At 62.1% G+C, this 4,563-nt stretch carries 4 protein-coding genes and 2 pseudogenes; 1 reads left to right on the top strand and 5 read right to left on the bottom strand.

From position 1 onward, the window contains the following. The 4 genes and pseudogenes from BLT09_RS33220 to panB all read right to left on the bottom strand — a co-directional run. On the bottom strand, positions 1-377 hold a 377-nt coding region (locus BLT09_RS33220; protein ID WP_139172733.1), incomplete at its 3' end, for an electron transfer flavoprotein subunit beta/FixA family protein. A 774-nt stretch (positions 378-1,151) separates the two neighbouring features. Next, positions 1,152-1,547: a pantoate--beta-alanine ligase gene (locus BLT09_RS35635; RefSeq protein WP_268931335.1), complete on the bottom strand. Its 396-nt coding sequence runs from the start codon at positions 1,545-1,547 to the stop codon at positions 1,152-1,154. Continuing rightward, positions 1,537-1,959, bottom strand: coding sequence for a pantoate--beta-alanine ligase (locus tag BLT09_RS35630; protein ID WP_280141244.1), 423 nt, complete (start codon positions 1,957-1,959; stop codon positions 1,537-1,539). Before BLT09_RS35630 ends, BLT09_RS35635 begins: the two co-directional genes overlap by 11 nt. Next, positions 1,956-2,809: pseudogene (gene panB / locus BLT09_RS33210) on the bottom strand (3-methyl-2-oxobutanoate hydroxymethyltransferase). Before panB ends, BLT09_RS35630 begins: the two are co-directional and overlap by 4 nt. A 183-nt stretch (positions 2,810-2,992) precedes the next feature. Here panB and BLT09_RS33205 point away from each other — a divergent pair. Then, positions 2,993-3,435: pseudogene (locus BLT09_RS33205) on the top strand (hypothetical protein); the annotation flags it as partial. Positions 3,436-3,952: 517 nt separating this feature from the next. Here BLT09_RS33205 and BLT09_RS33200 read toward each other — a convergent pair. After that, positions 3,953-4,563, bottom strand: a 611-nt coding sequence (locus tag BLT09_RS33200) for an NAD(P)/FAD-dependent oxidoreductase (RefSeq protein WP_139172732.1), incomplete at its 5' end; no start/stop codon positions are given.

Raw genomic sequence — 4,563 nt, 5'->3', positions numbered from 1 at the left:
TGGTTCGAATCGTCGTCGATCGCCTGCTTGCCGAGAATGACGAGACCGGGCTTTTCCGCCTCGACCACGCCCTTCAGCACCTTGGCGACGCCCAGGGGCTCGGTCTGCTCGTCGGTCTTGACCAGGATAGCGCGGTCGGCGCCCATGGCAAGCGCGGTGCGCAAGGTCTCCTGCGCCTGCTGCGGCCCGATCGAGACAACGATGATCTCTTCCGCCTTGCCGGCCTCTTTCAGCCGGATCGCCTCTTCGACCGCGATCTCGTCGAACGGGTTCATCGCCATCTTTACGTTGGCGAGTTCCACCGCCGAACCGTCAGCCTTCACCCGGACCTTGACGTTCGCATCCACAACCCGCTTCACTGCGACGAGTACCTTCATTTCAGATCTCGTTTCTTGTGCTGTCTTGCAACATACTCTTAGAAGACTATCTGCACGCCCAATGTAGGCTGCCCGCCAAACGGGCAGCTCCCATGCCAGGTACTGCCAGAGGTAAGGTGTTTTGCTCTAAGATCGCGACATGAGACGAAACGCAACGCTCGTTCCCGCGATCCTCCACCAAGAACGACAATCTCGTGAGTGCGAATTGGAAGTTCACGAGGACGCAAAGGCGAGTGATCATCTTTATCCTCGTCCGGTTTATACTCAGCCGTTCGAAGCAAGGTGTTTTGTGAGTTCGGTCAGCAGGAGCTTCTGCGTCAGCGCTTTCGCATGCCAACAACGGGCCACAGTCGTGCCACTCCGGACAGAGTAAGGCACGGGGTTCGCGGAGATTGTGCTAATCCGGATGCGAAACGATGTTATTCGGCAATTTTCTTAATTCGGCCGCTGATTATACGCGCGCCGTTGGTCGACGCCGCGCTAAGCGGATTTTGTGTCCATTTTACAAATCACCAATGTGCATTGCGACGGATGAGGTTTCCACCCATGGATCATAGGGTCGACGGCCAATGTAATAGCGCCGTCGACCGCCGAGGTTCAAATTGCCACCAGGTTCAATTCAGTGCAGATCAGGCACGATTCAAGCCAACACATCCTGCCGCCCTTCTTGTTCCAGCTGGGTGGACAAATACTGAAAGCTCGCTGCGAGCTTGGTTTAGTCCAATTCGCCCCGCGCACCCACTCGGTTCGAGGTTTGGCAGGGCGTGATCCGCCTCAAGCCGCTGTGCGTGTGATGGCTCCTGACCGGGATGGGATCTGGACATTGTCGATCAGCCTCGTATCTCCGAGCCACGCCGCCGCGAGCAAACGTGCGGGCCGGTCAAGGGTCTGAATCGGCGCGAGGTCCCCCTCAGCCCGCAGTTCGAGATACTCGATCCGAGTGTAACCTGCCGCAGCAATCGCGGACCGCGCCTCGTCGAGCGTCGCTTCGACCGGCGCTCCACTGGTGATGCGTGCGGCCGTTGCGAAGAGGATGGCGGCGAGCCTGGGTGCTACCTGCCGCTCTAACGGAGATAAGCGCACGTTGCGCGAGGAGAGCGCCAGCCCGTCAGGTTCACGAACAGTAGGACAAGCAACGACGTCGATCGGAATATCCAGATCACGCGCCATGCGACGCCATCACCTGCAGCTGCTGGAAATCCTTTTCACCGAAGAAGGCAAGATCGGCGCCCGTCTGCAGGAAGAGTTTTGCCACCACGATAGCCACACCCTCGAAATGCCCCGGGCGGAACGCGCCGCACAGCCCTACGCAGGTGCGCGCCAAGGGGCGCCAGCTTGGTGGCATCCTCTTCCTCCGTGCGCGGATACGCGGCCAGATCAGCCTGGCTGTTGAACTGCTTCGGTTGACGAAGAGCGTCCCGATCACCTGGTCGGCCTTCTCGAGTGCCGCGCGCACCAAGCTGAGATGGCCCTCCTGCAGGACGCCCATTGTTGGCACCACGGCAATCCTCGCACCCTCGCGGCGCCACGCGGCGACGATTTCGCGAAGCTGGGCAACGCTCCTGGCAATCGGCACGCTCACGCTGTTTCTCCGCTGTTTGTGGCGTCCGCGTCGGCGGGCTTGGGCGCGTCGGCAAACACGTGCTCGGCGGCTGGAAACCGGCGCTCCTTCACTTCCCGCGCATAGGCCGCGATGGCAGCCGCAGCGGCCTCCCCCAGTTCAGCATAGCGCTTGACGAATTTGGGCCGGAAGTCGCCGAAGAGGCCCAGCATGTCGTCGACGACAAGGATCTGCCCGTCACAAGCCGCCGAGGCGCCAATGCGATGGTCGGGATCGCTACCTCTGCGGTAATCCGGCGGGCGAGCGCCTCGGGAACTTTCTCCAGAACGAGCGCGAAGGCGCCCGCTTCGCTCACCGCAAGCGCGTCGCTCCCGACGCGCTCAGCATCACCACCTCTGCCCTGGACGCGGTAGCCGCCGAAGGTATTGACCGCCTGTGGCGTCAATCCGACATGGCCCATGACCGGCACGCCGCGCTCGGCCAGAAACCGGATCGTCTCTGCCATCGTCTCACCGCCTTCCAGCTTGACCGCCGCGCAACCGGTTTCAGCCATGACGCGTGCGGCATTGCGGAAAGCCTGCTCGGGGCTTTCCTCGTAGGAGCCGAACGGCATGTCGACGATCATCAACTGCTGCAAGCCACGCCGCACGGCCTGGCCGTGCATGATCATCATTTCGAGCGTCACGCCGAGTGTCGAGGGCAGGCCGTGGAGAACCATGCCGACGCTGTCGCCGACCAGAACCACATCGCAATGGGGATCGACAGCCGGGCGACAGGTGTCGTGTAGGCAGTCAGGCAGACGAGCGGCATCCCACCCTTGCGCGAGAATATCCGGCGGTGTGATCGCCTTGGTATCCCCAACCGCACTCAATCGACCCTCCTTCCCCGAGGTAAACCGACCGCGGCTGTCGCGTTTGCCACATTTTTGTGCAGGTGCGAAGAGTTAAAATCGCGGCGGCGCGCGGTGTTGACGCGCCTACGGTCATCGTAGAAAAATCATTAAATCGGTTCAGCCGCTTTGGCGGCAGAGCTCTGCCCAACCAGTTCAGGAATCATGGACCATCAGGCAAAGCCAACCAGGAAACGCAGATCCGGCGCCAGGCCAACGACGTCAAAGCGGACCTGATCGCGGTCGTGGTTGCCGTGACGAATGGTGAGCCACGCGTCCTGACCATCGGGCAGGCTATTGCCTTGCCGTCCGGGCCATCTGAACTCGACCATCGCTCTTTGCAATCGGGGCTAAGAGCCTGGGTGGAGCGGCAGACCGGTCATCCACTGGGCTACATCGAGCAGCTCTATACCTTCGCTGACCGCGACCGGATCGGTGACGAGCAGGTGCAGCGCGTGATCTCAATCAGCTATCTCGGCCTGACGCGGGAAGAGCAGGCCGAAAGGTCCGCACCGCACGGCTGGCGGGGCTGGTACGATTATTTCCCGTGGGAAGATCACCGTGCGGGGCCGCCGTCTGACCTGCCCGAGGTTCTCATACCCCGGCTTTTGTTCGGGCGGGTGGTTCACGTAGCCTCCTTCGCGCATAACCAGCTTGCAAGGGCTTTGAGAGGGAGCTTCGAAATTGGGCCACTGGAGCGCATTTCGGGCAGTGATCCCTTCGATTTTCTTTCAAGGTGGGACTGAAGGCGAGCGTTCTTCCCGCTATTGCATCATTTGAATCATTTTCGCTGCCCGCCAGCGTTGCGCTGGGCCTTTACCCGGCCTTCCGGGTGCGCGATTTGGGCGCGGCGATGGTCCTGCTTAAGGTGTGCCTGGCATCGGACGCATAGCGATCCCGTTCAGTCGCTGGCTTGCATCGGCGCCACAAGCTCGTCGAGCACTCACAGGCTGAAGCATCCCCAGTTATAACACGCGATACGAAATGTCTTCTGCGATGGAGCAGGCGCGCGGGATCGAGGGCGAGGCTTGCAATTCCAATGACGGGTTACCTACCTGAACATCGTGCGTTTATCCCGTAGTGGCGCCTGCCGAGCTCGCGAGCTTGTGCGCCCCGCGACGGGTATTAGCGCGCCGGCGGTAGATGCGCGATCTGCGCACCGAGCTCATAGTAGCCCTCTCTGATGGCCCGGAAGGGGGCGTTCTGCGCCGGGGACACGGGCAGGAACATCCCATCGAGCCGCAGCTCGCCGCTGATATGGCGGGCGAGCTCGCGGCCGAACACGGTGCCCGGCGCGATGCCTCGTCCGTTGAAGCCCGTCAGCGCGATCATGTTTTCCGCTGGGGCGTGAAGGCGGGGTAGATGGTCGTTCGTCATGCCAATCCGACCGTACCACTCATGCTCCAGCTCGACCTCACCGATCTGCGGGAAGAGCGCCCGGATACGCCGCCGCGCCCAGTTGCGATGGATCACGGTTCCGGTGCCGCGGAGCGCGCCGACGCTGCCGACGATGAGGCGGCCGGCATTGTCTGTGCGAAAGGCGGTCAGCACGGTGCGGGTGTCCCACGCGCCGTGCCCCTCGGGCAGGATCGTGCCGCGGATGCTGTGGCTCAGCGGCGCAGTCGCAACATGGAAGAAGGGCAGCACCACTTGCTCGCCACGCAGCTCGGGAAAGATGCGCGACGTGTAGGTGTCGGTCGAAAGAACCGCCCACTTCGCCCGGACGGTTCCACCTT

This window comes from Mesorhizobium muleiense (assembly GCF_900099905.1).
Classification (GTDB): domain Bacteria; phylum Pseudomonadota; class Alphaproteobacteria; order Rhizobiales; family Rhizobiaceae; genus Mesorhizobium; species Mesorhizobium muleiense.
Note: the sequence above shows the minus strand (reverse complement) of the source record. Positions and strands in the feature narration are given on the sequence as shown.